Source organism: Rhodococcus sp. GB-02 (assembly GCF_053470465.1).
On sequence record NZ_JBPUKE010000002.1, the window covers coordinates 545086 to 569187 of the forward strand.

The 24102-nt window shown below is 62.2% G+C and carries 23 protein-coding genes; 7 read left to right on the forward strand and 16 right to left on the reverse strand.

Annotated elements, in window-relative coordinates:
• Positions 1-29: 29 nt before the first annotated feature.
• Positions 30-242: a hypothetical protein gene (locus tag ACSW29_RS15655; protein WP_448277650.1), complete on the forward strand. Its 213-nt coding sequence runs from the start codon at positions 30-32 to the stop codon at positions 240-242.
• Positions 243-372: 130 nt separating this feature from the next.
• Here the strand turns inward: ACSW29_RS15655 and ACSW29_RS15660 are convergent, their stop codons facing one another.
• The 8 genes from ACSW29_RS15660 to ACSW29_RS15695 all read right to left on the reverse strand — a co-directional run bounded on the left by ACSW29_RS15660 (position 373) and on the right by ACSW29_RS15695 (position 11135).
• Positions 373-1611 carry a GAF domain-containing protein gene (locus tag ACSW29_RS15660; protein WP_448277651.1) on the reverse strand — a complete coding sequence of 413 codons (1239 nt, stop codon included), beginning with the start codon at positions 1609-1611 and terminating at the stop codon, positions 373-375.
• Between the two features lie 105 nt (positions 1612-1716).
• Positions 1717-3114, reverse strand: coding sequence for a dihydrolipoyl dehydrogenase (gene lpdA / locus ACSW29_RS15665; protein ID WP_448277652.1), 1398 nt, complete (start codon positions 3112-3114; stop codon positions 1717-1719).
• A 6-nt stretch (positions 3115-3120) separates the two neighbouring features.
• Positions 3121-4653 carry a 2-oxo acid dehydrogenase subunit E2 gene (locus ACSW29_RS15670; protein ID WP_448277653.1) on the reverse strand — a complete coding sequence of 511 codons (1533 nt, stop codon included), beginning with the start codon at positions 4651-4653 and terminating at the stop codon, positions 3121-3123.
• Between the two features lie 2 nt (positions 4654-4655).
• The gene (locus ACSW29_RS15675) at positions 4656-5705 is read right to left on the reverse strand and encodes an alpha-ketoacid dehydrogenase subunit beta (RefSeq protein WP_070385568.1); all 1050 of its coding nucleotides are present in this window, start codon (positions 5703-5705) and stop codon (positions 4656-4658) included.
• Between the two features lie 10 nt (positions 5706-5715).
• Complete coding sequence (locus tag ACSW29_RS15680; protein WP_317828793.1) at positions 5716-6639, reverse strand: thiamine pyrophosphate-dependent dehydrogenase E1 component subunit alpha; 924 nt, start codon at positions 6637-6639, stop codon at positions 5716-5718.
• Between the two features lie 331 nt (positions 6640-6970).
• Entirely contained in the window at positions 6971-8686 is a 1716-nt protein-coding gene (locus tag ACSW29_RS15685; protein WP_047270936.1) for a glycerol-3-phosphate dehydrogenase/oxidase, read from the reverse strand.
• A 48-nt stretch (positions 8687-8734) separates the two neighbouring features.
• Complete coding sequence (gene glpK, locus ACSW29_RS15690; protein ID WP_230814506.1) at positions 8735-10243, reverse strand: glycerol kinase GlpK; 1509 nt, start codon at positions 10241-10243, stop codon at positions 8735-8737.
• Positions 10244-10307: 64 nt separating this feature from the next.
• Positions 10308-11135: an MIP/aquaporin family protein gene (locus ACSW29_RS15695; RefSeq protein WP_230814743.1), complete on the reverse strand. Its 828-nt coding sequence runs from the start codon at positions 11133-11135 to the stop codon at positions 10308-10310.
• A gap of 239 nt (positions 11136-11374) precedes the next feature.
• On the opposite strand from ACSW29_RS15695, the gene ACSW29_RS15700 reads away from it, so the two are divergent.
• A complete protein-coding gene (locus ACSW29_RS15700) occupies positions 11375-12358 on the forward strand; it encodes a sugar-binding transcriptional regulator (protein ID WP_317828753.1) in 984 nt (327 codons plus the stop codon).
• On the opposite strand, the gene ACSW29_RS15705 is transcribed toward ACSW29_RS15700, so the two are convergent.
• Entirely contained in the window at positions 12293-12565 is a 273-nt protein-coding gene (locus ACSW29_RS15705) for a hypothetical protein (RefSeq protein WP_448277654.1), read from the reverse strand. The two genes, ACSW29_RS15700 and ACSW29_RS15705, sit on opposite strands and share 66 nt — an antisense overlap.
• A 19-nt stretch (positions 12566-12584) precedes the next feature.
• Complete coding sequence (locus tag ACSW29_RS15710) at positions 12585-13001, reverse strand: hypothetical protein (protein WP_448277655.1); 417 nt, start codon at positions 12999-13001, stop codon at positions 12585-12587.
• Between the two features lie 786 nt (positions 13002-13787).
• Here ACSW29_RS15710 and ACSW29_RS15715 point away from each other — a divergent pair.
• The 3 genes from ACSW29_RS15715 to ACSW29_RS15725 all read left to right on the forward strand — a co-directional run bounded on the left by ACSW29_RS15715 (position 13788) and on the right by ACSW29_RS15725 (position 15786).
• Positions 13788-14444 (forward strand): hypothetical protein, encoded by a 657-nt coding sequence (locus ACSW29_RS15715; RefSeq protein WP_448277656.1) that lies wholly within the window; start codon positions 13788-13790, stop codon positions 14442-14444.
• A 35-nt stretch (positions 14445-14479) separates the two neighbouring features.
• The gene (locus tag ACSW29_RS15720; protein WP_448277657.1) at positions 14480-14980 is read left to right on the forward strand and encodes a hypothetical protein; all 501 of its coding nucleotides are present in this window, start codon (positions 14480-14482) and stop codon (positions 14978-14980) included.
• A 296-nt stretch (positions 14981-15276) separates the two neighbouring features.
• Positions 15277-15786: a hypothetical protein gene (locus ACSW29_RS15725; protein WP_448277658.1), complete on the forward strand. Its 510-nt coding sequence runs from the start codon at positions 15277-15279 to the stop codon at positions 15784-15786.
• A 203-nt stretch (positions 15787-15989) separates the two neighbouring features.
• Here the strand turns inward: ACSW29_RS15725 and ACSW29_RS15730 are convergent, their stop codons facing one another.
• The 6 genes from ACSW29_RS15730 to pdxH all read right to left on the reverse strand — a co-directional run bounded on the left by ACSW29_RS15730 (position 15990) and on the right by pdxH (position 21449).
• On the reverse strand, positions 15990-16160 hold the full coding sequence (locus ACSW29_RS15730; RefSeq protein WP_448277659.1) for a hypothetical protein: 171 nt from the start codon (positions 16158-16160) through the stop codon (positions 15990-15992).
• A 267-nt stretch (positions 16161-16427) separates the two neighbouring features.
• On the reverse strand, positions 16428-16790 hold the full coding sequence (locus tag ACSW29_RS15735) for an FKBP-type peptidyl-prolyl cis-trans isomerase (protein WP_019744913.1): 363 nt from the start codon (positions 16788-16790) through the stop codon (positions 16428-16430).
• Between the two features lie 37 nt (positions 16791-16827).
• Positions 16828-18126, reverse strand: coding sequence for a citrate synthase (locus tag ACSW29_RS15740; protein WP_230814510.1), 1299 nt, complete (start codon positions 18124-18126; stop codon positions 16828-16830).
• A 358-nt stretch (positions 18127-18484) separates the two neighbouring features.
• On the reverse strand, positions 18485-19432 hold the full coding sequence (locus ACSW29_RS15745; protein WP_317828747.1) for an aldose 1-epimerase family protein: 948 nt from the start codon (positions 19430-19432) through the stop codon (positions 18485-18487).
• A 41-nt stretch (positions 19433-19473) separates the two neighbouring features.
• Positions 19474-20739, reverse strand: a complete 1266-nt coding sequence (locus tag ACSW29_RS15750) for an MFS transporter (protein WP_317828746.1) — start codon at positions 20737-20739, stop codon at positions 19474-19476.
• Entirely contained in the window at positions 20736-21449 is a 714-nt protein-coding gene (pdxH, locus tag ACSW29_RS15755; RefSeq protein ID WP_448277660.1) for a pyridoxamine 5'-phosphate oxidase, read from the reverse strand. The genes ACSW29_RS15750 and pdxH overlap by 4 nt, the downstream gene beginning before the upstream one ends.
• Positions 21450-21694: 245 nt before the next feature.
• On the opposite strand from pdxH, the gene ACSW29_RS15760 reads away from it, so the two are divergent.
• Positions 21695-22822 carry a citrate synthase 2 gene (locus ACSW29_RS15760; RefSeq protein WP_448277661.1) on the forward strand — a complete coding sequence of 376 codons (1128 nt, stop codon included), beginning with the start codon at positions 21695-21697 and terminating at the stop codon, positions 22820-22822.
• Between the two features lie 62 nt (positions 22823-22884).
• Positions 22885-24006: a phosphoserine transaminase gene (gene serC, locus ACSW29_RS15765; protein ID WP_007733484.1), complete on the forward strand. Its 1122-nt coding sequence runs from the start codon at positions 22885-22887 to the stop codon at positions 24004-24006.
• The last annotated feature ends 96 nt before the right edge of the window (positions 24007-24102 follow it).

Below are 24102 nucleotides of genomic sequence, written 5' to 3' on the forward strand. Positions count from 1 at the left end.
CCGTTCCCCTTTTACTGCCGGCGAACGATGTGCGCCGGCAGCGCTTCTCCGCCCTCGTCGACCCAGCCTTTGCTCTGCGCGTAATCGACCATCGCGGCAACACCTTCGACGTCGTCGAGGTACCAATGCGCTTGGTACTCGTCGAGGATCGGCGTGATCCGCTCGTCGCCACCGGATTCGGATCGGCGAAGTCCGTCGTGAAGGTCGGACCGGCGAGGAACGTGGTGTTGGGGCAGCCGTAGTGATCGTGCAAGGCCACCATGTGGATCATCTGGGTGCTGGTGGCCACCGTGACCTGGCAGAACGGCTACGAGTACGCGCAGGTGAGGCGTTCGCGCCGCTCTGCTGTGCGCCTTTACTAAGCCCCCGCGGTTAATAAAGGCGCACACCAGGGATGGTCTTTACCCGCACAGCCGGGTCGTAGCGATAAGGCTGCGCCAATAGGATTCCGGCCAATCGCTTACGCAACCTCGACATCTCGGCCCGAACGGTCACCGTCTTGCGCGGATCGCCGAACAGCTGTGAGGCGAGCTGCGAGGCCGTGAGGCCCTCGGACGTCTGCGTCAGAGCGAGGAGGATCTGCGAATGGCGCGGGCTGAGGTCGATACTCCAACTTCCCATGGCCGAGGAGTATCGCAGTTCCATCGCATTCGGATCTCGCAGGTCCAATTCGACTTCGGCACAGACAGTTCCGGATGTCGGGTCCAGCTGAGGACGGATGAGCCAACCACCCGGAAGCGGCTCGCACATACATAATCCGAGCGACGGGAGCCAATGCTCGCCGCTGCTCATCACTTTCGGCAGCGCGATGCGGTAGATCGGCGCCATCGAATCCACGGCCGCGACCCAGCCACTACGGTCCACGACCACTGTCGGCTGACTCGCGCGAGCCAGTGTCGACGCCGAGATCATCCGGAGCTGATCCAATCCGATTCGATGCTTCTCCCGCAGTGCGGATTCCGCCAGCCTGGCCACACTGTCCACCAGCGCGAGAGTCGACGGGTGGACCGTGTCTGCTGCGCCGGCGACGTTGACGACGGCGATGGCCCGGCGACTACGCGGATCCCGAACCGTCGCTCCGGAGCAGGTCCACGGATGCTGCGAGCGTGAGTAGTGCTCGGCCGAGAACACCTGTACTGCCGAACCTGACGCCAAGGAAGTGCCGATCCCGTTGGTCCCGACAGCTTCCTCGGTCCACGACGCACCCTCGATCATCCCGAGCCGTTCGGCCCGATCCAACATTCGACTGGGCCCGTGTCGCCAAAGGATGCGCCCGTGGCGGTCCGCCACCACGATCAGACTCGCGTCGCCTGGGCCGACGAGTGGCGCCAGACCGTGCACCGCCACGTCGAAGATCTCCGTCATGCCGGCGGCGCGTCTGCCCTCTTCGATCTCGGATTCGCGGCCCGTCTTGGTGATCGAGCACCGCTCCGGATCGAGTCCGAGTGCGCGCAGACGCGACCACGAATTCGCGATGACGGAGCGCGGACGTGCAGGCGGCTTGCGCCCCGACATCGTCGCTTCGTACACGGATTCGAGAACACGTGCGTACTGCGCCGGGTCTTCACCACTACCCAGAGCCGGTTCGAGTCGATTCGTTGCGCCGATCACACTCCAGTCCTATGCGACGGGGTCACCGAAAGCGAGCGTTGCACCCGGTTGCAGCGTTGTCCGCGTGCGTGAACGTAGGACGGGTTTCACGCACGCGGACTGTGCTCACGCGTTGAGGGGTCTCCCCAGCGCCGAGAGCACCGACTCGTGCATTGCCTCCGAGAGCGTCGGATGAGCAAACACGACCTCGGCGAGATCCTCGCCGGTGGCTTCGAGGGATCTGGCGATTCCGAAGCCCTGAATCTGCTCGGTCACATCCGGACCGACCATGTGCGCGCCGAGCAGTTCCCCGGTATCGGCGTCGAAGATCGTCTTGACGAAGCCTTCTGCCTCACCGATCGCCAATGCCTTGCCGTTCGCTTGCAGGTCGAAGTGCCCGACCCGCAACGTGCGACCAGAGTCGGCGCATTGCTTCTCCGTCAGACCGAGACTCGCTACCTGCGGGCGGGCATACGTGCAACCAGGAACGTAGTCGCGATCGAGCGGATGAACGTCGGGCACACCGGCAAGCTTTTCGACGCACAAGACGGCCTCGTGACTTGCCTTGTGCGCCAAACACGGAGCGCCCGCCACGTCACCGATGGCGTAGATCCCGAAAGCACTGGTACGGCACCACTCGTCGGTGACGATCGCACCGCGCTCGATCTCGACGCCCACGGCCTCCAACCCGAGATCCTCGACGTTGCCGGTAATTCCGGCCGCCACCAACACCCGGTCCACGGTCAACGCCTGGACACCGTTGCTCGTCTGCACACTCACCTCGACGGCGTCGGCGCCAACGGTCACCGACGACACCGAGGCCCCGGTGTGAATCGTGATGCCCCGTTTCTCGAACTGCTTGCGAACGAAGCCGCAGATCTCCTCGTCTTCGACCGGCATGATGTGCGGTGCCATCTCCACGATGGTCACCTCGGTGCCGAGATCGCGGTACAGGCTGGCGAATTCGACTCCGATCGCGCCGGACCCGATCACGAGCAGCGACTTCGGCAGTTCCGTCGGGACGAGTGCGTCGAGGTAGGTCCACACCCGGTCGCCGTCCGGAGCGACACCGGGAATCGAGCGCGGCCGGGCGCCGGTTGCAATGATCACGTGGTCGGCTCGATACGTCCGATCTTCCACGGATACGACGCTCTTGTCCACCAGCTTCGCAGTGCCGGAGATGACGTCGACGGCGTTCTTCTTCATCAGATAGGCAACACCGCCGGACAACCGCTCCGAAACGCCACGGCTGAACGCCACCAACTTCGAGATGTCGAATTCAACAGACGCCGAACTGAATCCGTATTTGTCGAGTTCGCTCAAGGTATGCGCAACATCCGCGCCGTGAAGCATCGCCTTGGTGGGGATACAGCCCCAGTTGAGGCAGATACCACCGAGGCGATCACGTTCGACCAGCGCAACGCTCAACCCCAACTGGGCAGCCCGGATCGCCGCAACGTACCCACCCGGGCCGCCGCCGATGACAAGAACGTCATACTTCTGAGACGTATTGCTTTCCACCACAGCCCCTTACACCAACATCAGCGCGGGAGACGCAACAAAGCGCTGGAGTTCCCGAAGGAAGGTTGCACCCAACGCTCCGTCGATCACCCTGTGATCGCACGAGAGAGTCACGGTCATCAGCGTCCGAACCGAGACGGTGTCGCCGACCACCACGGCCCGCTTCTCCCCCGCACCAACGGCGAGGATCGCACCCTGGGGCGGATTGATGATCGCGTCGAAGGCCTTGATCCCGAACATACCGAGGTTGGACACCGTGAAGGTCCCACCCTGGAATTCTTCGGGACGGAGTTTGCCGGTCTTCGCCTTGGTGGCCAACGAGAGCACCTCACCTGAGATGTCCGCCAACGACTTGGTGTTCGCACTGCGCACGATGGGCGTGATCAGCCCGGTCGGAAGTGCAACTGCCACCGAGACATCCGCCGACGCGAATCGAAGAACCGATTCGTTCGCAGCATCGAACTGAACGTTCACGTCCGGCACCTTCATCAACGCAGCGGCGCAGGCTTTCACGATGAAGTCGTTGACCGACAGCTTGACCGCCGGGACGGACGAATTGATCTCCTTGCGCAGAGCGAGGAGCGCATCGAGCTCGAGATCCGTCGAGAGCCGGAAATGGGGAGCCTGCTGCTTGGACGCCTGCAACCTACCGGCGATTGCCGATCGCATGGGTGTGAAAGGAACTGTCTCGTAATCGGGTTCGACGGCAACGGTTCCCGTCTCAGCCACCGGGTCTGGCAGGAGCTGCGCGGAACGGGCGGCGTCGTGCACGTCGGCGACGCAGACGCGCCCCCTCGAGCCCGTCGGACGACAGTCATGCAAATTGACGCCCAGCGATCGCGCAGTTCTGCGTGCGACCGGGGTGGCCGGCACGGCGCTGTCATCGATAGTCGATCGCAGCGGAAGTCCGGATCTCGTGACCGTCGCCGCGGGCGCAACAGTGCCACCGGCATCGCGAATCGCGTCGTCGATGTCTCGGACACTGACCCGGCCGAGTGGGCCCGTACCCACCACGGCGGCGAGATCGATTCCGAGTGCTTCGGCACGTCGGAGTGCGCGAGGACTAGCAAACACGTCACTCTGCGTCGTGCCCTGTAGAACGCTCGGTATGACGGTGCTTGGTGCGACGGTGGCGCCGGTTGGTGCAGGTTTCGGTGCAACAACCACCTTCGCAGCCGGAGTCGGCAGAGGTGCCGCGGGAGCCGCCGGCGCGGCAGCCGGTGACGGTGACGGCTCTTCCGCCGGCGCGGTTGCGCCGCGACCGGCGAGGAACTGCTCGATCTCCGCATCCGTCGTGGACGCATCGGCGGACACACCGATCACGGCACCGACGGGCAGAGTCTGCCCCGGTATGCCGACGATCTTGCGGAGAACACCGTCGAACGGCGCCTCCAGCTCGTTGGTGATCTTGCTGGTCTCGATCTCACAGATCAACTGGCCCTTGGTGAACGAGTCACCTTCCTCGATGAGCCACGCGTTGACCAACCCCTCCTCCATGGAGAGCCCCCATTTGGGGATGTCGATAGCTTTGATGTCAGCCATGATCAGGCTCTCACCAGCTTGCGAACCGACTCTTCGATGCGCGCCGCGTCAGGCAGCCAGGCAGTTTCGAGGGTCGGTGAGAACGGAACCGGAGTATGTGGCGGCGTGATCAGTTCGATCGGCGCTTTCAGGTAGTTGAATCCCTTGGTGGCGATCAGCGCGGCCACGTCGTGCCCGAAACCGCAGCGGGCGGCGGATTCGTCGACGATCACGACGCGTCCGGTCGATGCGACGGATTCGAGGATGCCGTCCTCGTCCAATGGTGAGACGGTACGAGGATCGACAACCTCGACCGAAATACCCTCGGCGGCCAGCTTGTCCGCTACGTCATTGGCGCGGTTCACCATTGCGGACAAAGCGATGATCGTGACGTCGTCGCCCTGCCTGGTGTAGTTGGCGACGCCGAACGGAATCGCGTACGGCTCGTCCGGCACCTCGCCCTTGAGGTCGTAGAGCACCTTGTGCTCGCAGAACACAACAGGATCGTCGTCCCGGATAGCTTGGATGAGAAGACCTTTGGCGTCGTAGGCATTGGACGGAGCGACCACCTTCAGACCAGGCACCGCCGCGAACACGTTGTACGGGGACTGAGAATGCTGTGCAGCGGCGGAGAATCCTGCGCCAATCATGCCTCGCACCACCAGCGGAGTTCTGGCCTTGCCACCGAACATGTAGCGGAACTTGGCAGCCTGGTTGTAGAGCGCGTCGTAGGAAACTCCGAAGAAGTCCATGAACATCAACTCGGCGACCGGCCGCAGTCCGGTCAGTGCGGCTCCGGCAGCCATTCCGATGATCGCGGATTCGGTGATCGGGGTGTCGATCACACGCTCCGATCCGAACTCCGTCCACAGGCCCTTGGTGACACCGAGGACACCGCCGAACGCCTCGATCTTCTTCGTCTCCAGGTCGGGATTGGTACCGGCATGCCCGCCGCGTACGTCCTCACCGATGAGGACGACGCTCGGATCTCGTTGCATCTCTTGGGCGATGGCCTCTTTGACGGCCTCGCGGTAAGTCTTCTTCGACACGTTCTCGGCTTCCACGCTTGTCATCTCGGGCTCCTCAGTACGACACGTAGACATCGGTCAGCAGATTCTCGACGGGCGGATACGCCGCGGCGCGCGCCTTCGCGACCGCCTCGTCCACCAACACTCGCGACTGCTCGTCCACCGCGTCCAGATCAGCGGCGCTGACCTTCTTCGCGTCGACACTGCTACGGAAGTTCTTGAGCGGATCTTTGGTTTCCCGCAGTTGCGCAACCTGTTCCGCTGTGCGGTACAGCTGCGCGTCGCCCTCGAAGTGGCCGTGCCAACGGAATGCCGCCGCCTCGATCGTGGTGGGTCCACCGCCGGTCCTGGCACGCTCGGATGCTTCCGCCATTGCGTCGTAGACCGCGAAGAAGTCGGTGCCGTCCACCTTGACGGCAGGCATGCCGAAGGATGCGGCGCGCGCCGCGATGTCGGGTGCACCGACGGCGTAGTCGGTTCCGGTGGCTTCCCCGAATCCGTTGTTCTCGATCACGAAGACGATCGGAAGATCCAGCACCACAGCCATGTTCATCGCCTCGAAGACGGTTCCCTGGTTGGATCCACCGTCACCCGTGAACGAGGCTGCGATGACTCCGTTTCCGAGCGTCTTACCACTCAGTGCTGCACCGATCGCCAACGACGGTGCGCCGCCGACAATCGCGTTGGCGCCGAGCATTCCCACGGACAGGTCGGCGATGTGCATCGAACCACCCTTGCCGCGACACAGGCCGTCGTCCTTGCCGAAGATCTCCGCCATCATTCCGTTGAGGTCACAGCCCTTGGCAATGCAGTGCCCGTGACCGCGGTGTGTGGATCCGATGTAGTCGGCGTCGCTGAGGTTCTCGCACACTCCGACGGCGATGGCTTCCTGGCCCGAGTAGAGGTGAATGAAGCCGGGGATGTCGCCGGTTGCATTCTCTTCGTGCAAGCGATCCTCGAAGGCACGGATACGTGACATCTTCTCGTACGCCTTCAGCAATGCTTCCCGACCCAACCCTGAATGAGGCTTGGCCCCGGTCTTTTTCGATCCTGGCGTTGTCGGCTTCTGCGCCGTCCGTTGAACCACCGTCACACTCCTCGTTCTCGATCACTCGTCGCCATGCAGTGTCGTTTAGGTCACGGACGAAGAGAAAGAGTTGCGTACGGTTGCCGGGAGTTGCGAAGGGTTGCAGCTGTTGACTTTCGAGCGTTGATTCAGGTGCCGCTGAGGCAGTCGCGTCTGATCTTGACCAACTCCACAAAAAATCGGCCGGGACGCAGCGTCCCGGCCGATCATTGGTGTCTCAAACTCAAACCTGTCCGACAGTAACTCCGGTGCGAACGTCCGGTGCACCGAGGCGCGCCGCATCAGCCGTCAAGTCATCGGGCTGCTCCTGCGATTCCCGCTCGGCTGCAACGCGCAACCGGTAGTGCTCGATCTCCTCGGCAATGTGCTCGGGTGTCCAACCAAGCACGGGCGCAACCAGTTCGGCCACTTCCGCGGCTGCCGCGTCGCCACGGTCGGTCACCTCGATGGAGATTCGAGTACGACGGGTCAGGATGTCGTCGAGATGCTGTGCACCCTCGTGGCTCGCAGCGTAGTGAATCTCTGCCTTGAGGTACTCGGGAGCAGAGTCCAACGGTTGCCCCAGTTCCGGTCGCGCCTCGACGAGTTCGAACAACTCGTCAGCCAAAGTGCCGTACCGACCCAGTAGGTGCTCGATGGTCGAAACGTGCAGACCCGTGCGCTCAGCGGTGAGATGCCGATTGTTGTGCGCGGCGAAGTAGCCGTCGGCACCCACCAGTTGGATACGCTCGGTGCAGGACTTCGGCACCTTCTGTTCCAATCCGTGCACCGCGGAATCGACAGCGTCCTTGGCCATCACGCGGTAAGTGGTGTACTTGCCACCGGCGACCACCGTCAAACCTCGGACCGGACTCGACACCGCGTGCTCACGCGAGAGAGTGCTGGTCGAATCCGATTCGCCGAACAGCAACGGACGCAACCCCGCGTACACACCGACGACGTCCTCGTGCGTCAACTCGTCCTGAAGGAGCTTGTTGACATGTCCGAGGATGTAGTCGATATCGCTTCGGCTCGCTGCCGGATGCGCGAGGTCGAGGTTCCAATCGGTGTCCGTCGTACCGATGATCCAGTGGCTTCCCCACGGGATCACGAACAGCAGGCTCTTCTCGGTCCGCGTGATGATCCCGGTCGAAGAATTGATCCGGTTTCGCGGGACAACCAGGTGCACGCCCTTGGAGGCACGAACCTGGAATTGTCCTCGTCCACCGACCATTTCCTGAATCTCGTCAGTCCACACGCCGGCCGCGTTGATGACCTGGCGAGCACGGATCTCGAAGGCGCGACCCGTTTCCAGATCCACGGCCTTCACTCCGACGACGCGGTCCTCCTCACGGAGAAAACCGATGACGCGAGTGCTGTTGACGCACAGGGCGCCGTACTCAGCCGCCGTGCGCGCCAGCATCATCGTGTGGCGGGCGTCATCTACCTGACCCTCGTAGAACTTGACCGAACCCCGGATAGCAGAACGCTTTCCGGAAGGGAACGATTCGAGAGTCTTCTTCTTGCCCACATGCTTGTGGTGTGAAGGAACCCCACGGCCTGCGCCCATCACGTCGTAGACGCCGATGCCCAGACCGACGTACGGCCGGTCGATCAACTTCTCGAGCGGGTAGATGAACGGCACCGGCTTCGCGAGATGCGGGCACAGCGAGTTCAGAACCAGCGACCGCTCACGCAGCGCCTCGAACACGAGCGCAAAATTGAACTGCTCGAGGTAACGCAGTCCACCGTGGAACAACTTGCTGGACCTGCTCGAGGTTCCGGACGCGAAGTCGCGAGCCTCCACCAAGCCCACCTTCAGACCGCGGGTTGCGGCATCGAGCGCGCTACCCGCACCGACCACGCCACCGCCGATGACCAGGACGTCGAGTTCGGTTTCTTCCAACTTCTTCAGCGACTCCGCCCGCGAGGACGGACTCAATGCTTGTGCTGTGCTCATGAAAACTGTTCCTTCACTTGAAAATAGGTAGAAATGCGGGCGCCGCGATCAGTCTGCGTCGACCCAGTCCAGCGTCCGAGTGACGGCCTTCTGCCAGCCTGCGTACAACCGGTCACGCTCCGCCGAATCCATCGACGGCGTCCAACTCTTGTCCTTCGCCCAGTTGCTGCGAATGTCGTCCTCGCTCTCCCAGTACCCGACCGCGAGACCAGCGGCGTATGCGGCACCCAATGCCGTGGTCTCCGCAACGACAGGGCGGATCACCTCGACGTCGAGCAGATCGGCCTGGAATTGCATGAGGAGTTCGTTCGCGACCATTCCGCCGTCGACCTTGAGCACCTTCAAGTCGACACCCGAGTCGAGGTTCATCGCCTCGATCACCTCACGGCTCTGGTACGCAGTCGCTTCGAGTACCGCCCGGGCAAGGTGCCCCTTGTTCACGAACCGGGTCAGACCGACGATCGCGCCGCGTGCATCCGCGCGCCAGTGCGGTGCGAACAGACCCGAGAACGCGGGCACGAAGTACGCGCCGCCGTTGTCCTCCACGGAGCGAGCGTTCACCTCGATGTCAGCCGCATTGTCGATCATGCCGAGATTGTCGCGAAGCCACTGCACCAGCGAACCCGTCACGGCGATCGATCCTTCCAGCGCATAGACAGTGGGCTGCTCGCCGATCTTGTAACAGACCGTTGTCAGCAATCCGTTCTTGCTCATCACCTTTTCGGTGCCGGTGTTGAGGAGCACGAAGTTGCCGGTTCCGTAGGTGTTCTTCGCTTCTCCGGGCGAGAGGCAGGCCTGGCCGAAGGTTGCAGCCTGCTGATCACCGAGGATTCCGGCGATCGGCACGCCGGACAGGGTGCCACGTTCACGGACGAATCCGAAGACCTCGGACGAGCTGCGGATCTCGGGAAGCATGGACTCCGGAATTCCCATGTCGGCACAGATCGCCGAATCCCAAGCGAGAGTGTCGAGATCCATCAGCAGGGTGCGCGAGGCGTTGGTCGGATCGGTGGCGTGCACTCCGCCTTGGACGCCGCCGGTCATGTTCCACAACACCCAGGTGTCCATCGTGCCGAAGCACAACTCACCGGCTTCGGCCTTGTCGCGAGCGCCCTCGACGTTGTCGAGGATCCACTTGACCTTGGGGCCCGAGAAGTACGTTGCCAACGGCAGTCCGGTGACCTCGGTGTACTTCTTGGGACCGTCTTCGCCCGCAAGCGCCGTGCAGATCCGATCAGTGCGCGTGTCCTGCCAGACGATCGCGTTGTAAACGGGCTTTCCGGTTGCTCGTTCCCAGACCACTGCCGTCTCACGCTGATTGGTGATTCCGACGGATGCGATGTCGGCTGCGGTCAGGTCTGCATTGGCCAGGGCGCCCGCCGTGACATTGCGGACGTTGTCCCAGATCTCGATCGGATCGTGCTCGACCCAACCCGCCTGCGGGAAGATCTGCGAGTGCTCATGCTGTTCGACGGCAACCACGTGCCCACTGTGATCGAAGATCATGCAACGAGTGGAGGTGGTTCCCTGGTCTATCGCGGCTACGAACTGCGCCATCGTGCTACCCCTTTGGTGTCGAAGAAAGTGCGAAAGATTTACTGTCAGAGATGATGATTCGCCATCACGCCGGTATTGTGGCCGGCTCCTCGGCCGCCTGCTCCACCGATTCGTCAGGCAGGAATCGTCCAACCAGCTTGTCGTAGAGGAACACCCCGATCGGAGCGCCGATCAGCGGTCCCACGATGGGCACCCAAAAGTACAAACTTCCGTACTGATCCCGCCACGCACTGCCGTAGCCAGTGAGGTACGACGCCAGTCGCGGGCCGAAGTCACGGGCCGGATTGATGGCGTAACCCGCGTTGGTCGCCCAGGCGAATCCGATTCCCACCACGATCAATCCGACGACGAAGGGCGCCAGATTCGCAAGCGGCGGAGTGCCGCGGGAATCCGTCACGGCAACGATGAGAAACAGCAGGATGGCCGTACCGATGATCTGATCGATCAGTGCCGAGCCGAGACTGACCGGAAGCGTTCCGTTTCCGGGCATGGTCGAGAAGATCGTCTGAGTGGCCGTGGTGTGTCCGGGATCGATGGCGTTGAGCATGTCGTTGTAATTCCATCGAACGATCAACGCCGCCACGAAGGCTCCCGCAGTCTGCGCCAGCGTGTACGGCAGCACCTTGCGCCAGGAGAAGTCCCGGAAGATCGCGAAGGCGAACGTGACAGCAGGGTTGAGATGAGCACCCGTCGCCCGGCCTGCTACATAGATGCCGAACATCACGCCGAGCCCCCAGGCCCACGCAATGCTGTCGTGCCCACCGAGACCCCCTGCGCTCCCGCCGGACACCACCTGCGCCACCACTCCGACGCCGAACAAGATCAAGATCATCGTTCCCGCGAACTCGGCCGCCAATTCACCGAGAAGCCCCAATCGCTTGGCTTTCTCCATCCCCACCCTCACTTCGTTGTGATGCATGTCATAGTTGGGACTGCTGCATTCGTAGCGTAAGGCCCTTTGCACATTCACGCATAGCTCATGCACATATGTGCAAATTGCCAATTGACGCACCGTAACGCGGGTAACAGACACACTTCAGGGACTTTGCGTGATCGCACGGTTCAGCCTGGTCCTACTCGGATAAGATTCGGTTCAGTGCTCTTGCACGTACGTGCAGACAGGACGAAACCATGGAAACTCCCACTTCCGACTCCCCAACCTCCGACCCGGCGGACCCACGAATCGCCGACGCCGTTCAGGCCGCTCGCCTCTACTACTTCCAAGATCAGACGATGGCTGCCATCGGGCGCGACATGGGAGTCTCCAGATCCACCGTCTCCAGGCTGATCACCTACGCACGCACTTCGGGACTCGTCGAGATCAAGATCAGCACGCCGCACGGCCAGGCGCCTCGCATCGAACGCGAGTTCTCGGAACGGTACGGAGTACGCGCGCACGTAGTGACCGTGCCGGAACTGGTGGGGGATCTCGAGCGACTCGAGAAGGTCGCTACTTTCGCGGGGCGCCTGTTGGCCTCGTTCTTCGACAGCGACATGGTGATGGGAATCGCCTGGGGAACCACTCTCAGTGAAGTCAGCAAGCACCTCGCCCCCAAACGCACGTACAACTCCTACGTCGTGCAACTCAACGGTGCTGCCAATACCCGCACCACGGGAATTTCCTACGCCAGCGACATCATCAGAACCATCGCCGACGCCTACGGCGCTCTGCCACAAGGATTTCCGGTCCCTGCATTCTTCGACTACCCGGAAACCCGGGAACAGTTGTGGCGCGAACGTAGCATCAAGCGAGTACTGGACATGCAGAAGCGAATGGACCTGGCGGTCTTCAGCATCGGCGTCCCGGGTGGCAACGTACCGAGTCACGTCTACACTGCCGGATACCTCGAACCCGATGAAGCAGAAGCACTTCGACGCGACGGAGTGGTCGGGGACATCGCAACTGTGTTCTTCCGGTCCGACGGGAGCTATCGCGGCATAGAACTCAACGAGCGCGCGAGTGGACCGCGACTCGACCTTTTCGAGAAGGTCGCCAGACGCGTGTGTATCGTCGCCGGAACAGCAAAACTGCCCGCCCTGGAGGGAGCACTACGGGGCGGGCTGATCACCGACCTGATCATCGACGACGTCAGTGCCACCGCGCTGGTGTCCTGACCACTGAACCAACGTCTCGATTCCGTCGAGCAGAAGGCCCAGCGAGAAACTGAAATCGAAACCATCATCGCCGGCGGCCTCGCCCTCCGGACTGCCGTCCTCGAAGCCGCCCTCCTCGATTGCAGCACTGAGGTAGGGAAAGTCCTCGCGGTAGAGGAGCACGACAACTCCGGATCGATACTCGAACCCCAGATACCCGGACAGCACGACGTGCGGGCGCCGGGATTTATTGTGCGTGGCTACAAATTCGGTTAGGTAGGCGGCACATTTGCGCCATCACAGGCTCGGCCAGGTTCACAGAAGACGTAGGAACACGAACATGATTGGAGAAACATCTCAGCACCTTCAGGGATGTCTGTTCGATCCGATGTCTACAGACGCGGTCCGCGGCGTTGCTGTTCGTGTTCGATCGTGTTCGTGCTCGGCGCGGCGTCGGCTTTGTTTTCGGGTCGGGCGCGCCGGCCACCGAGGTGATGTCGGTGATGGTGTAGCGCTCGCGGTATGCCTGGATTTCGGGGGCGCTGCGATCCCACTGCGCTGCCAGCTCAGAATGGTCGCTTTCGGTCACAAAGCGACGCAGGTCGCCGCCTCCTAGCTGGCGCGGCCCCGGACCTTCAGTTACAAGTTGGTGATCCGTAATCATGTCGTGACGGTGACGCGCACCACAAGCCAGCCCGCCTAACTTTGCCCTGCTCAGAAGCATGGTTGCGCTTCAGACTTCTCTCCCGAATCTCATTTCGCGGCCCTTTCAGCCTCGGTACCACCATGCAAAAATCGGGATGATTGGTACGGTCTGCCGACAAGTTAGTATTCAGCTATCTGTGATCAGGGGTATCGGATGAAATGGTTGCCTGCTGTATCCGCCTTTGTCGGCGCTGTGGTGGTCGTCGGCCTTGTCGCGGGGTTGTCGCCGACGGTCGCGGAAGCAGAAACACCGGCTGAGCGTTGCTCTCGTGAGACCTCGGCGTACAACAGTGCGTGGGCTGCCAGCTGGGCCGCTTCTCATCCAGGCAATCCTGGGCCGGCACCTGCGCCGCCGGTGCCTTACGTGTGCGTCGATCCTGGTAGCCCTCCGACAACGACGTCGTCACCTCCGACAACGACCCAGGGGCTGCCCACAGCCCAGTCCCCGGGCGGCGGGCCCAATGCAGGTGCGAACGCGCCGACGAATTGGCCGACGTACAACGGAACCCCTATCGTCCCGGTCCCCGGGGTTTCCACGTCTGGCGATCCGGTCGTTCCGACGACCGGTCGTGCGCCCGAAGGTTCTGCGGCTCCGACGCCTACGGGCGACCCCTCCGGAGCGGTAGAACCTACGACACCACGCGATTCTGCGAATCCGCTCTCCGGGGAAGACGCTTCCGCACCGAATAAGATCGATCCATCCCGCGAGGCGCTTAACCAGGTTGCGGGAACGTACTCGTTCCGAATGGGCGACAGCGGCCAGATATCGATGATCGGTTGCTGGTCCTGGTCCTGCGTATTCAACGGCGCCGTGTGTGCTGTGTCTATTCTCAACATCATCGTTCCGATTCTGAAAGTCGCCCGAATAGCAAAAATTCTTGCTCAGATCGCGAAACGACGTGCGGATCTCGCATGGCAAATAGACGAGATTATCGAAAAGATTGAACGGAATCCCAGCCCGTACTCGATCTGGAACATATTAAAGGGGCAACCCGATATCCTCTCTCTTATTCAGGAGCTTTTGGGAATCGGCGGCGTCATCAAAACTTGCGGCCCATTCCTGGATGAGGCTTTCGGGGACGATGGCGGAAACGGCAACGGCGACACCGGCGACGGCGACACCGGCGACGGCGGCGGAGCCGGGAACGGCGCAGGAAACGGCAACGGCGACGGTGCCGGCGGACAAGGCGGAGAAGCGGCTCCCACCACCGCGCCGCAGCAAACCCAGCAGGCTCAACAGACCCAAGCCCCCCAACAGACCTACACCCCGCCGCCGCAGACTCAGCCCCAGACTCAGGAGCCTGAACCCACCGCGCAGACTCCGCCGCCGACCGTCGAATCGACCCCACCGCCGACCGCAAAGCCACATTCCTGCGAGCCCTGGCCCACGTGCGCCCTCTGACCTGAGATCACGACATGCGAAAGGAGTTGAACGACATGACCCGTGACACGAAAACCTCCTCGGAAACAGGTGTGGACGAGGCTTTTCCATCGGCAACGGCGAACCCAACCCGCCGCCGGAAGACTGCAATTATCGGCGCCGTAGTGGCGCTACTCGCGGTAGTTCTCGGCATCGCGCTGATCGCGGCAGTGCGTGATGATTCCGATCCGGTAGTCGATCAGGACGCAAGACTTGGGCAAGCGGTCGACGGCATGTACAGCGATCTGCTGCGCGGTGATACGCGTAGCGCGTATCAGTACCGTTCGGAGCGTTGCCGCCGTGCCCTGAACGAGGAGCAATACAACGATGCGATCACCGAACTCTTCGAAGGACAAGACACCGGCAAGGGATCGATCGAATACCGCGTCATGACTCGTGCCCCCGGTCAAGCCACTGTCGATATCACCTTCGACGGGATCGACGTACCGATCCTCGAAGGATATTCCAGACTCTGGACGTTGGAGAACGGAGATTGGAAATACGACAGTTGCGAATAGATATCTCAGGTGTCCTAAAGTTCGCACGTCTACTATGATTTGTGAAAGTATCATTTCAAAACACATCTTTGGAGGTGAACGATGAAAATTCTAGATCTGTCGGAAATTTTGATGGGGCTCTCTGCATTATTGTTTTTCATATATTCGATCTGGCAGTTGATTGGCGGATCGAGCACCTTCATTGTCTACGTCATGCTGGTATCGAGCCTGGTGTTGTTGGGCAGAATTGTCTATCTCGTCGTCAAGGGACGAGTTGACCCCGATTTCCGCAGAGAGCGATAACGAGGAGAACTAGAGTGCGCCTGTTCGATCGAAAAATCAGTGCAGGGATCACCCTGCTCCTGTGTGTGTCCGTCGCACTGGTGGCGGGGTTCGCATCGGTGTGGCTCTTCGATGACTCGAAGGACATCGACGACGGCAGTCGGACGGGATCGATTACCTCCGCCGACGCCGAACAGCCTGTGGAATTTGCTGTGCAGTCGGTCGTGAACGCGTACAACGCCGGTGATTGGGAGGCGGTCGCGCAGGGAAGCTGCGGCGACGTCGCGGCCCGAACCTTGGAGGAGTCACGAGGCGGTCTCGCAACGAACAGAGCTGACGACGAGGTCCGCATCATCGGGCTGGACGACTTCGAGTTCACCACGGTCGACAGCGCAATGAACGCGTACACGTTCGCGCGGGTGACGATCGGCCGCCCCGACGACCCTACCGGCGATGCCGACGCTGTCGCTTTCTTCGCCCTGCTCGATTCCGGGGACGGTTGGAAGGTGTGCACGTCGCAGATCGTGAGCACGACCGGAATTTAGCTCTGAGTTCATTCGCAGAACGAGACAACCCTGTCAGCATGGCTGGCTGGGTTGTCTCGTTGTCGCTGAGAAGAATTGATGGCTTCGCGCGTGTGGATCCTCTTCCCGGCGTGTGAACCACTGATCGAATCTCGGTTGATAGGAAACGCGCCAGGTCTCGAAGACCTGGCGCGTTTGCTGCTCAGTTGGGGCAAATAGGTCAGTCAGTTGTTGGCGTCGGTCTTGACGACCTCGCCATTCCTGTCGACAACCTGCACCTTCACTTCGGCGGTGATGGGTCCGATTTTGGAGGCAGGCTTGTCGGCGGCGTAGCCGAAAGTGTTGTCCTTCGACGACTGGCGGCCGGTCATGGTCCTGGCTTTGCCGTTGGGCATCGTGAGCCTCCTTCACAGCTCTTCGATGAACTCAGCGTACGCGACTTCATCCCATCGGATGAGGCAAGCTATGCCAGTTTTGATCGGCTCGACGGGCGTGGCGGCGCTGAGACTACGGATTGCTCCGTCAGGCGCGATCTCACAGGTGTCGTAGAAGTAGATGTCCTGATCGTAGGGGTCACAAGAAAGCCCCACACCTGATGGTGCGGGGCTCGCTTGCTGTGCGCCTTTGTTAACCGCGGGGGGTTAACAAAGGCGCACAGTGAATTACTTGGCTTCCAGCAGATCGATCACGAAGACCAAAGTCTTGCCGGAAAGCTGGTGCCCTGCACCGGCGGGGCCGTATGCCAGCTCCGGCGGAATGGTGAGCTGACGACGTCCGCCGACCTTCATGCCCGGGATGCCGTCCTGCCAGCCCTTGATCAGGCCACGAAGCGGGAACTGAATGGACTCGCCACGGCTCCAGGAAGAGTCGAACTCTTCGCCGGATTCGAACTCGACACCGACGTAGTGAACGTCGACGGTGCCACCGGGAACGGCTTCGGCGCCTTCTCCGACAACCAGGTCCTTGATAACCAGATCGGTCGGCGCGGGGCCTTCCTGGAACTCGATTACGGGCTTGCTACTCATGGGTCCTCCTCGTTGAGGCGAAAATTGTGGGCAGGGGCTAGCGGGTGGTGATTTCCCGATAGTCGCGCTCGGTGTAGCCGGTGTAGATCTGGCGTGGGCGGCCGATCTTCGTAGCCGGATCCTCGTGCATTTCACGCCAGTGCGCAATCCAACCGGGCAGCCGGCCCATGGCGAACAGCACCGTGAACATACGCGGCGGGAAGCCCATCGCGCGGTAGATGAGGCCGGTGTAGAAATCGACGTTCGGGTAGAGCTTGCGCTCGATGAAGTAGTCGTCCGTGAGGGCGGCTTCTTCGAGTTGCATTGCGATGTTGAGCAGTTCGTCGTCGCCGCCGAGCTTGGCGAGGATGGTGTGCGCGGTTTCGCGGACCAGCGCAGCGCGCGGATCGTAGTTGCGGTAGACGCGGTGCCCGAAGCCCATGAGCTTCACGCCGTCTTCCTTGTTCTTGACCTTGCGGACGAACTCGGCTGCGGTGCTGCCGCTGGCCTTGATCTCGTCGAGCATCTCGAGCACTGCCTGGTTCGCGCCGCCGTGCAGCGGGCCCCACAGTGCGTTGATGCCGGCAGAGACGGAGGTGAACAGGTTGGCGTCCGACGAGCCGACCATACGCACGGTCGACGTCGAGCAGTTCTGCTCGTGGTCCGCGTGCAGGATCAGCAGCATGTCGAGTGCCTTGGCGACCTCGGGATCACCCTGGTACGGCTCGGCGGGGAAGCCGAACGTCATACGCATGAAGTTCTCGACCAGGTTCAACGAGTTGTCCGGGTACAGGAACGGCTGTCCGACGGACTTCTTGTACGCGTACGCAGCGATGGTCGGCAGCTTCGCGAGAAGACGGATGGTGGACAGTTCCACCTGTTCCGGATCCTCGGGATCGAGCGAATCCTGGTAGTACGCCGACAGTGCGTTCACTGCGGACGAGAGAACCGGCATCGGGTGAGCGTTGCGCGGGAAACCGTCGAAGAACCGCTTGAGGTCCTCGTGGAGCAGGGTGTGTCGACGAATGCGGTCCGTGAAGGACTCGAGCTGGGCGTCGGTCGGAAGTTCCCCGTAGATCAGCAGGTAGCTGACCTCAATGAACGTCGACTTACCCGCCAACTGCTCGATGGGATATCCGCGGTAACGCAGGATCCCCTTCTCGCCGTCGATATAGGTGATTGCAGAACTGGTGGATGCAGTGTTCACAAAACCGGGGTCAAGGGTGGTGTACCCCGTTGTGGCCAGCAGCTTTCCCAGCTCGATGCCGTCATTGCCCTCAGTTGCCCTGGCAATGGACATCGTGTACTCACCACCGGGGTAAGTAAGCGTGGGCTTTGTGTCATTGTCAGCGGGCACGAAGGATCCCTCTCAAGCTCGAACCAACGAGTAACTACATGCGATCAACTAGAAACTAGTCGCACGGGCGAGATCGTGCCGAAGGAGGGTCGCTCCACGGCTATTTTTCGGGTACTCACGAACCCGACATACCCGCCGAAACTGAAACACGTTACAGGCTGAATTTTCTCCCTCGCGCGACCGATACTCCAGTCTACGGAATCATGCGTTCACCCACACTGATCTGCACGTCTCGACAGGAGCACACGATATGGACGAACGATGGACCTTCCGTACCACTGACACCGCGTACTGAAAACTGATTGTTATCGGCTGATGCCTACTTGGCGTTACACGATCCCACGGTATGAGAGCCGGATCACAGAGCCTTGATGCCCCAGCTACCCGTCCACGACTGATTCGGTTGAAGGACCAGGAGATCGATGCCCGAGTTGAAGGCGTCGGGCGGGCATGTCATCGGTTCCAATGCCAATGCGCGTCCACGGTCGGGATATCCCTTGTCATTGGCAGGATCTGCGATGAATGCCTGAACCCACGGGAACTCGCGGTTGGTCCACAGCGCGGTGCCCGTTCCGTCCGGCGCGAGCAATTCGTGCTGAGTGCGACCACTCCCGTCGACGACGTCCAACGCGCTGTACGGCGTGTCCAACTGAACTCCGGCGAGCGGTCTCGGTGTCCGGAAGTCGTAGTCCGTACCGGCGACTGCCTGCGAATACGCATTCGGCAGCATCCTCGCCGGATCGATCGGTAACCGCGTGCCGGCCGCCAGATGCAGCGCACATTCGTCGAGCGGAAAGTCGCCGGCGCGAATGAATGTGTGCATTCCGAGCCCGAACGGCGACGAGGTCGCACCCTTGTTCGTGGCCGTATGCGTGACGGTCAACCCGTCGGCACCGACTGCGTAGGCGATCGTCAGCTGCAACGGATACGGCCAACCCTTGTGCAGTCCGACGTCCACCGACAGTTCGACGCGCTCGTAGGTGTGGTCCACGAGGCTCCAATTGCGACGACGGACGAACCCGTGGCTCGCGTTCCCCAGCGCAGGTTCGGTGATCTCGAGTTGATGCTCGATGCCGTCGAACATGAAGTGCCCGTCGCGAATTCGGTTGGGCCACGGCGCGAGAACCAATCCGGCCGACAGCGGTGGCTTCGATCCGAGTGCCCAGGTCTCGGTCAGCGCGCGCTGACCGTTCGGTCCTTCGTGATCGAGAAGCCGCAACCCGGCACCGGCCGCGGCGATCTCGGCTCGATAGCCGCCACCACGGATCTCGAACCCTCCCCTACCCGTGCTGTGCGGCGCAGTCATACGTACCAGTTTCCACCACGAGCGACCGGTTAACCAGAACGTCAGGCGGCGCGTCCCACCTTGTAACGAACGAACGCCGGAAATGCGAGAGCAGAAAGGACAACGCCGACAATCACCAGGAAGCCGCCGCCGGCCGCCGCGACACCGGTTCCGAGCAAGAAGGCCGCTCCGCCGTGCAGTACGTCACCGATGCGCGGACCACCTGCCACGACCACGATGAAGACGCCCTGCAATCTTCCACGCATATCGTCGGTTGCCACTTGCTGGAGCATCGTGCTGCGGAATGCGGCCGAGACCATGTCGACGGCGCCGCCGAAAGCCAGGAACGCCACCGCGACCCAGAGCAGAATCACGCTGGAACCCGGACTCGCGAAGTACACGGCAACGCCGAAGCCGACCATGGACAGTCCCCACAGCGCGATGCAGACCAGCACGGCGCGTCCCTGGTACTGCACCCGCGGCAACCAGCCCGAGAAGACTCCGCCCAGAACAGCTCCCACCGACATCGCCGCGAACAGCAGTCCGAGGGCAAAACCACCGCTGGCGGGGTCACCGAAGGATTCGTGGGCGATCTCCGGGAACAGTGCTCGCGACATCCCGAACACCATCGCGATGATGTCCACCACAAACGATGCGAGCAGAACCTTCTGCGTCGCCAGATACGTGAAGCCGCCCAGCACCTCGCTCAATCCGGCCCGCCGAGAGGTCCCGGTCGGCGGAATCGCCGGGAGCTTCCACACTGCCCACAACGTGGCGAGCAGAAAGATCGAGTCGACCAGGTACAGCAGCTGCAGACCTGCCTTCGGAATCAGAACGCCGGCCAGCAGCGGGCCGGCTATCGCACCGAACTGCACGACGGTCATGTTCAGCGAGTTCGCGGCAGGTAACTGTCGGCCCGGAATCAGCCGAGGAATGATCGCCGCTCGCGTCGGCTGGTTGACGGCAAAGAACGCCTGTTGAACCGAGAACAAGCCGAGCACCAACCACACGTTGTTCACGTTCAGCGCGGCTTGGATCCAGAACAGAACCGACGTGACACCGAGTCCGATCGAGGTGATCATCAACAGCCGTCGTCGATCCATGACGTCGGCGAGAGCGCCGCCCCACAGACCGAAAACGATCAGCGGTACCAGGCCAAAAATTCCCGTCAGACCAACATAGGCCGAGCTCAAGGTGATCTGATACACCTGCTGCGGTACCGCGACCACACTGAGCTGAGCGCCGATGACGGTGACGATGCCGGCCGTCCACAGTCGTCGATAGTCGCGATTCTCGAGCGGAGTCGTGTCCGCAAGTAGCCTGCTCACGGCTGGAGTCGGACGGCGGACCACTGACCGTCGACCAGACTCGTGCGAACTCGATTGTGCATGCGGTTCGCGCGTCCTTGCCAGAACTCGACAGACTCCGGCCGGATCAGAATCCCGCCCCAGTTCGGTGGCACCGGAATCTCACCGTCCACGCCGAATCGAGCAGCAACCTCACGTAGTTGCTCGTCGAGATCGGCACGCGAGCCGATCGGACGAGACTGCGACGACGCCCACGCGCCGAGCTGCGATCCACGAGGCCTGGTTCGCCAGTACTCTTGCGTCAGTTGAGCACTCACCCGTTCGGTGGCGCCGCGAACGATCACCTGCCTGGCAAGAGTCAGCCACGTGAAGTTGGCCGACGCGTACGGATGGGCGTCGAGTTGACGAGCCTTGTCGGATCCATAGTTGGTGAAGAAGAGCACGCCGTCTTCGCTGAGGCCCTTGCAGAGCACGGTGCGCGACGCCGGGTGTCCACGGTCGTCCACCGTCGACAGAGTCATGGCGTTCGGTTCCGGCGCGTCCGCTTCGACGGCGTCCACGAGCCATTGACGCATGAGGGGCAGCCAACCGGTCTCGACGACCGAGGTATCCAATTCCGCACTCATGCGGTCCTCGACGGACTCCGATTCGCTGCCTGCTTGCGGATAGCCCACACGCATGGCCGCGAGTTCGTTGTCCACCGCCTGCGGGTCCTGACGTTCATTCGACACAGCCGAGAACGCTACTCCCGGGTACTCACTGGCCAACGGCTACGCGGCACGCGCTAAAGTTTGCCGTGGCTAGACCCGACCCGGACCGCGAGCCGCACCAGCGACAGCAACCGAATCGGGACGAGACGATTGCGCAGTACTAAACACGGTGCGTGCTCATCCCTGCGAGCACCGAGGCGCAGTCACTGAAGCTGAGGCAGTGCGACTGTAGACCTGGCGCACTCGAACGAGGAGAGTCCACGAGAATGGCAGCGAGCGCAGCAATACCGGACGATTTTGTGAGCGGACTCGAAGGCGTCGTCGCCTTCACCAGCGATATCGCAGAACCCGACAAAGACGGCGGCGCACTGCGCTACCGCGGAGTCGACATCGAAGACCTGGTCGGCCAGAGGGTCACCTTCGGCAACGTATGGGCCCTTCTCGTCGACGGCCGCTTCGGCCCCGGCCTCCCGCCGGCCGAGCCGTTCCCCCTCCCCATTCACACCGGCGACGTCCGTGTCGACGTCCAGGCCGGACTTGCGATGCTGGCTCCCATCTGGGGCTACGAGCCGCTCCTCGACATCGATGACGAGACCGCCCGCGACCAGCTCGCCCGCGCATCCGTCATGGCACTGTCCTACGTCGCGCAGTCCGCTCGCGGCATCTACCAGCCCGCAGTCCCCCAGAGCCGCATCGACGAGGCCAAGACGGTCACCGAGCGCTTCATGGTGCGCTGGAAGGGTGAGCCCGATCCGGCACACGTCGAGGCAATCGACGCGTACTGGGTCTCCGCAGCCGAGCACGGCATGAACGCCTCCACCTTCACCGCCCGCGTCATCGCATCCACCGGCGCCGACGTCGCGGCCTCGCTCTCCGGCGCCATCGGCGCGATGTCCGGCCCGCTGCACGGTGGCGCTCCGGCCCGCGTTCTTCCGATGATCGAAGAGACCGAGAAGACCGGCGACGCCCGCGCACTGGTCAAGGGAATCCTCGACCGTAAGGAAAAGCTCATGGGCTTCGGGCACCGCGTCTACCGCGCCGAAGATCCCCGTGCACGCGTGCTCCGCGCCACCGCGAAGCGCCTCAACGCTCCCCGCTACGAGGCTGCCGCAGCTCTCGAGCAGGCAGCACTGACGGAACTGCGTGAGCGTCGTCCCGATCGCGCGATCGAGACCAACGTCGAGTTCTGGGCTGCAGTCATCCTCGACTTCGCCGAGGTTCCCGCGCACATGATGCCCGCCATGTTCACCTGTGGTCGCACCGCCGGTTGGTGTGCACACATCCTCGAGCAGAAGCGTCTCGGTAAGCTGGTACGCCCGGCCGCCATCTACACCGGCCCGGAGCCCCGCACTCCTGAGTCCGTCGAGGGCTGGGACCAGATCAGCCACGCGTGACACCCGCTCGAATTCGCCAATCACGGTAGTACAGAACACAAGTGAAGGAACAGAAAGAAGCGATGACCTCCACACCGATCATCCCCGCCGACCTCAAGCCCGCCGACGGACGCTTCGGCTGCGGTCCTTCCAAGGTTCGCCCCGAGCAGCTGCAGTCCCTGGTCGAGGTGGGCGCTTCGGTGTTCGGCACCAGCCATCGCCAGAAGCCGGTCAAGAACGTTGTCGCCAGCATTCGTTCCGGCCTCGCCGATCTGTTCTCACTGCCCGAGGGCTACGAGGTCGTCCTCGGCAACGGCGGAACCACTGCGTTCTGGGATGCGGCTGCATTCGGCCTCATCCGCGAGAAGTCGCTGCACCTGACCAACGGCGAATTCAGCTCCAAGTTCGCTTCGGTCGCAAAGGCCAACCCGTTCATCGGTGACCCGATCGTCGTTTCCGCCGATCCGGGCAGCGCTCCGGTGCCGGTCTCGGACCCGTCCGTCGATCTCATCGGCTGGGCGCACAACGAGACCTCCACCGGTGTGTCGATCCCCGTCTCGCGTCCCGCGGGTTCGGAGAACGCCCTGATCGCCATCGACGCCACCTCGGGCGCCGGTGGACTCCCGGTCAACGTCGCCGATTCCGACGTCTACTACTTCGCTCCGCAGAAGTGCTTCGCTGCAGACGGCGGACTGTGGATCGCGCTGATGAGCCCGGCCGCCCTCGAGCGCGTCGCGGAGATCAAGGATTCGGGACGCTGGACGCCTGACTTCCTCTCGCTGCCCATCGCCGTGGACAACAGCTCCAAGGATCAGACGTACAACACCCCGGCCCTGGCCACGCTGTTGCTCTTCGCCAACCAGATCGAGTGGATGAACAGCAACGGCGGCCTCGACTGGACCACCGCTCGCACCGCGGATTCGTCCTCGCGCCTGTACAACTGGGCCGAAGCCAGCGAGTTCGCAACGCCGTTCGTCGCTGATCCGGCACACCGCTCGCAGGTTGTCGGCACCATCGACTTCAACGACGACGTCGACGCTGCCGAGGTCGCAAAGATCCTGCGCGCCAACGGAATCGTCGATACCGAGCCGTACCGCAAGCTCGGACGCAACCAGTTGCGTGTCGGCATGTTCCCGGCCATCGACCCCGATGACGTCACCGCTCTCACCAAGAGCATCGACTGGGTCGTTTCTCAGCTCGGCTGATTTTCGCACTGCTTCACCGCTCGGCCCTCGACATCGTGTCGGGGGCCGAGCGTCGTTTGTGCAAGACGTCGTTTGCGCAAGACGTCGTTTGTGCAA